This is a genomic window from Candidatus Eisenbacteria bacterium (assembly GCA_016867495.1).
Lineage (GTDB): Bacteria > Eisenbacteria > RBG-16-71-46 > CAIMUX01 > VGJL01 > VGJL01.
Genome location: VGJL01000212.1, coordinates 1 through 4,255, shown reverse-complemented (window position 1 = coordinate 4,255; position 4,255 = coordinate 1). Strand labels below are relative to the sequence as shown.

The window sequence follows — 4,255 nt, the reverse complement described above, 5'->3', positions numbered from 1 at the left end:
CCGCGGAGATCTTCGTCGAGACCGGCGTCCGCGCCATGGAGCGCGGGAACGTCTCCAAGGGCCGCAATCCCGAGACGGGAGAGAACTACCGGCCCGCGCTGGAGCTCGTGCGCCTGACGATTCCGCGCCGGGTCTACACGAACGATCACATGGCCGCGGTCGCCGAGGGAGTCAAGAGGGTCTATGATCGCAGGAAAGAGATCAAGGGGCTCAAGTTCGCCTACGAGCCCGCGAAGCTTCGTTTCTTCCAGGGCAGGTTCGAGTTGCTCCAGTGATCGCGCTCTGGCGCGCGCAAGGACTGCAGCGCCGATTCCAGGAGGCGGACGGCACGCTGGATCAGGTGAAGCCATTCCTCCGGGACGACCGCCCCAAGCTCGGCGTGCGCTACCTCCTGGAACGCGGGCGCGTGCGAAACTCCGAGGGGAAGCCATCCGAGGCCGATCCCTTCTTCCGCGAGGCGTGGACGCTGCCCCGCCGCTCGGGACTCGGCAACCTCGCGATCGACGCCGCCCACATGGTCGCGATCGTGACCCCGCCCGACACCGCCCTGGCATGGAACAGGCGCGCCCTCGATCTCGCCGAGAAGTCCGAGGACGTGCGGGCCAGACGCTGGCTCGGCTCCCTCTACAACAATCTCGGCTGGACCCATCACGACAAGGGAGACCACGAGGAGGCGCTCCGCCTGTTCCGGAAGGCCCTGGAGTGGCGCAAGGAGCAGGGGCAGCCGCTCGAGATCCGGATCGCCGAGTGGTCGGTCGCCCGGGTCCTGCGGTCGCTCGGACGCTCCGAAGAGGGGCTCGAGATCCAGCTCCGGCTGGCGCGGGAAGGCGAGGCGGACGGGGAGCCGGACGGCTTCGTGTACGAGGAGCTTGGCGAGTGCTTCGCGACGCTCGGCTGCGAACGTGAGGCGCAGCGGTGGTTCGCGAAGGCGTACGAAGTTCTATCGAAGGACCCCGGCCTCTCGGCGTCGGAGCCCGAGCGTCTCGCCCGGCTGGCCAGACTCGGTGGGGTCGATCCCGGAGGTCCCTAGTCCGGCTTCTCCTCGGACTCGTGCGCCCGCCTCCACTCGCGTTCCTCCACATTCGACGCCGCGTGCGCGGCCTCGTGCTCGGCCTTGAACATCCTCTCGGGCATGAAGCCGGTCAGCCAGGAGGGGTTCATCGGGTAGACGCGCGGGCTGAAGACGGTCGCGTACATGTGCCAGATCAGGATCGCCAGGAAAGCGAGCCACGCCTCGTAGTAGTGGATCACGAGGAGCACCTCGAGGAGCCCCTTCGAGAAGATCCTCGCCGCGGCGTTGTCGAACCAGAGGAACAGGCCGGTGATCCCCATCACGGCCGTGCCCCACACAAGGGCCCAGTACTCGGCCTTCTCGACATAGGTGAACCGGCCCATGACGGGATGCCGCTCGCTCCGGCCAAGGTTGTAGCGGATCATCCGGTAGAAGTCCTGGAAGTCGGCCTTGCGAGGCCACATGTCGCGCAGGAACGCGCGTCCCCTCTGGGTGAGGAGGAACAGCACGTGCCAGATCGAGCCGAAGAGCAGGGCGATCCCGGCCCCGCGATGGATCACGCCCCGCAGGGAGTAGCCGCCCTCCCGCCCGAAGAGCATCGTGCTCCACCAGGCGTCATGGAACCGTAGCGAGAATCCGGTGACGACCAGGACCGTGAAGGCGACCGCCAGCAAGGCGTGCTGGATGACCTCGTCCGACTCCATCCTTCTGACCTGCTTCTCGCGCATCACGTTCCTGATCTGGCGGAACAGGTCGATGAGCCAGTGGAGCACCATCGCGCCGATGATCCCGGCGATCATGACCGTGTAGAGGATCTGGAAGAAGCGCGGCCAGCCGCTATAGAGGCCGCCCGTCCGCGCGTGTATCGGAATCGTCGCGATGCTCGAGGAGATGTTGGGATGGCAACCTCCGCAAGTCGTCACGAGATTCCCGGGATTGATCGAGGAGGTCGGATCGCTGGAGGGCAGGATCCTGTGGGCGCCGTGACAGGAGGCGCAGTTGGCCACCATCTTGTCACCGGCCTGGCTCTTCAGCCCGTGATAGGAGTCGATGAACGACTGGAGCCGCCCTGTTGGGAGGTCGTACTTCTCGTTGAGCGCCGCCGACTCATGGCAGGGCGAGCAGGTCGCCTCCGCGAGCCGATAGGGGCTGACCGGCGAGCGGGGATCTGCGACGGCCAGGATGCCATGCTCCCCGTGGCAATGGGTGCAGGTGGGAGCGTCGGTCTGGCCGTCCGCTGTCAACTCCCCGTGGATCCCCTCCCAGAAGTCCTGCTCGATGTTCGTGTGGCAGCGCCCGCAAGTGCGCGGGATGTTGAAGTGGTTGATGGTGGAGCGGGAGTCCCCGGGCGGCAGGATCATGTGGGCGTCGGCATCGGTCGCGTGGCAGTCGTTGCAGCTCGCGGCCTGGTGGACTCCCCCCGCCGTCGCCTTGCCGTGGATGCTCCCGGTGTAGACACGGATGGGGTGCTTGAACTTGATGCGCAGATTGGCGATCAGCGTCGAGTCTTCATGGCAGCGACCACAGGTCGCCGGGAGATTCATCGCATTGACCGATGAAGCCCTGTCCCGCGCCGACAGGATGCGGTGCGCGCCGTGGCAGTCGGCGCAGTCGGGGATGTGCTCGGACTCCCCCACCCGTCCCTTGCCATGCTGGCGGTACATCTCCGTGACATCGCCATGGCAGGAGCCGCACTCCGGCTGCGGCAGCTCCTCCGCGTGCGGGATCTCCGTGATGCCCGTGTGGCAGTCGACGCACCCGAAGCCGGCGTGCGCGCCGGCGGCAAGGCTGTCGACGATGCTCCCCCAGGGTCCCGCGCTGGGATCGTGGCAGCCGAGGCAGTCATCGTCGCTCGGCGCTTGAGCGAGTCCTCGCGCCCCCGCGCCCCCAAGCAACGCGCCTGAGAGGATCATGACCGCCGTCGCCCGTCTCATGCTTCGACCCCGCACTTTCGCCTCCCGCGCTTCTGCCGCCTGCGGCTACTCCCCGGGAAAGAGCGTCTGCAGGACCGCCGGCGTCTCCTCCTCCACGGCGAGGAGGATGTGGCATGTTGCGCAATCCTGGGAGATGACCGTGCCGTCGTTTGAGACGTGCGCGTCGTCGTGGCATCGGAAACAACCCACGAAGTCCTGGTGCCCGATGTGATCGGGATAGGTCCCCCAGCCGACCTTCATCTCCGGAAAGACATAGCGGGACCAGATCGCTTGCACTCCGCGGATGGCTGCCTCGACGCGCCCGTCTCCGGAGGCGGCCAGGTCGGGGTACTCGCTCTGATAGAAACCCCTGATGCGCCGCTCAATCCCCTCCCGCGCCGCATCCTCATCCGCATAGTCGGCCGTCAGAGCCGCGTGCCCCTCCCGCCGCAGGTAGGGTAGATCGCGCGGCAACACGCCGGCCCCCATCGCTTCGTCGAGCGCGCGCGCCGGCATCCGAAAGATGTGCGTCGGGCGGTTGTGGCAGTCGACGCAGTCCATCCTGCGCGGAGGGCGCGAGGCGATACTGTCGGGAATCTCGCCCTGCGTGAACTCCGTCACGCTCCCATCGAGCCGCTCGACGCGCACCCAGGGGATGTGCTCCCGCTCCGGGTCCGAACGGTAGTAGACCGCGTTCTGGACATGCCAGTGGATGCCGCGCGCGAAACCCGACTCCGGTTGGCCGCCGCCCACTTTCAGAAGCATCACCGTCTGCAGCGCGGTGTTCGCCTCGTCCTCCTGAAAGTGCGTGCGCACGAAGAGCCGATCGCCATGGAACTTCTCGGGCCAGTGACACTGCTCGCAGGTCTCACGGGAGGGACGGAGGTTCTCGACGGGGGTCTCGACGGGCCGCGGCCAGGTTCCCGCCAGCTGGACCAGCACCTGGCGGCTTCCCGAGAGCTTGCTCTGCACGAACCACGAAGCCCCGGGCCCGATGTGGCAGTCGACGCAGCGGACGCGGGCGTGCGGCGAGCCCTGATAGACCGTGTACTCCGGCTTCATCACAGGGTGGCAGGTCGCGCCGCAGAACTCGACCGAGTCCATGTGCTCGATCCCTTTGTACGATGCGACGCCCAGAACCACCATGTTCGTGAGCGTGAGAACGCCGAGCAGCATGAGGCGCGTCCGGACGCTGGGCAGATTCAGGTCGTAGCTCGGGAACAGAGGAGCTCCCTCCTTGCCGCGCGCCACACGCCGCCGATAGCGCCACGATCCGATCGGGATGAGCGCCAAGCCGAGTAAGAACAGAACGGGAAGGACGAAGAACGTC

General features: G+C 66.9%; 4 protein-coding genes. 2 read left to right on the top strand and 2 right to left on the bottom strand.

Going from position 1 to position 4,255, the window contains the following annotated elements:
• Window positions 1–275: tyrosine phenol-lyase (locus tag FJY88_12345; protein MBM3288125.1), on the top strand; the 275-nt coding region annotated here is incomplete at its 5' end.
• Window positions 272–1,030 carry a tetratricopeptide repeat protein gene (locus FJY88_12340; protein MBM3288124.1) on the top strand — a complete coding sequence of 253 codons (759 nt, stop codon included), beginning with the start codon at window positions 272–274 and terminating at the stop codon, window positions 1,028–1,030. The genes FJY88_12345 and FJY88_12340, both read left to right, overlap by 4 nt.
• Here the strand turns inward: FJY88_12340 and FJY88_12335 are convergent.
• Complete coding sequence (locus FJY88_12335; protein MBM3288123.1) at window positions 1,027–2,961, bottom strand: hypothetical protein; 1,935 nt, start codon at window positions 2,959–2,961, stop codon at window positions 1,027–1,029. The genes FJY88_12340 and FJY88_12335 overlap by 4 nt on opposite strands.
• Before the next feature lie 30 nt (window positions 2,962–2,991).
• Window positions 2,992–4,255 (bottom strand): cytochrome C (locus tag FJY88_12330; GenBank protein ID MBM3288122.1); only part of this gene is annotated, 1,264 nt, incomplete at its 5' end.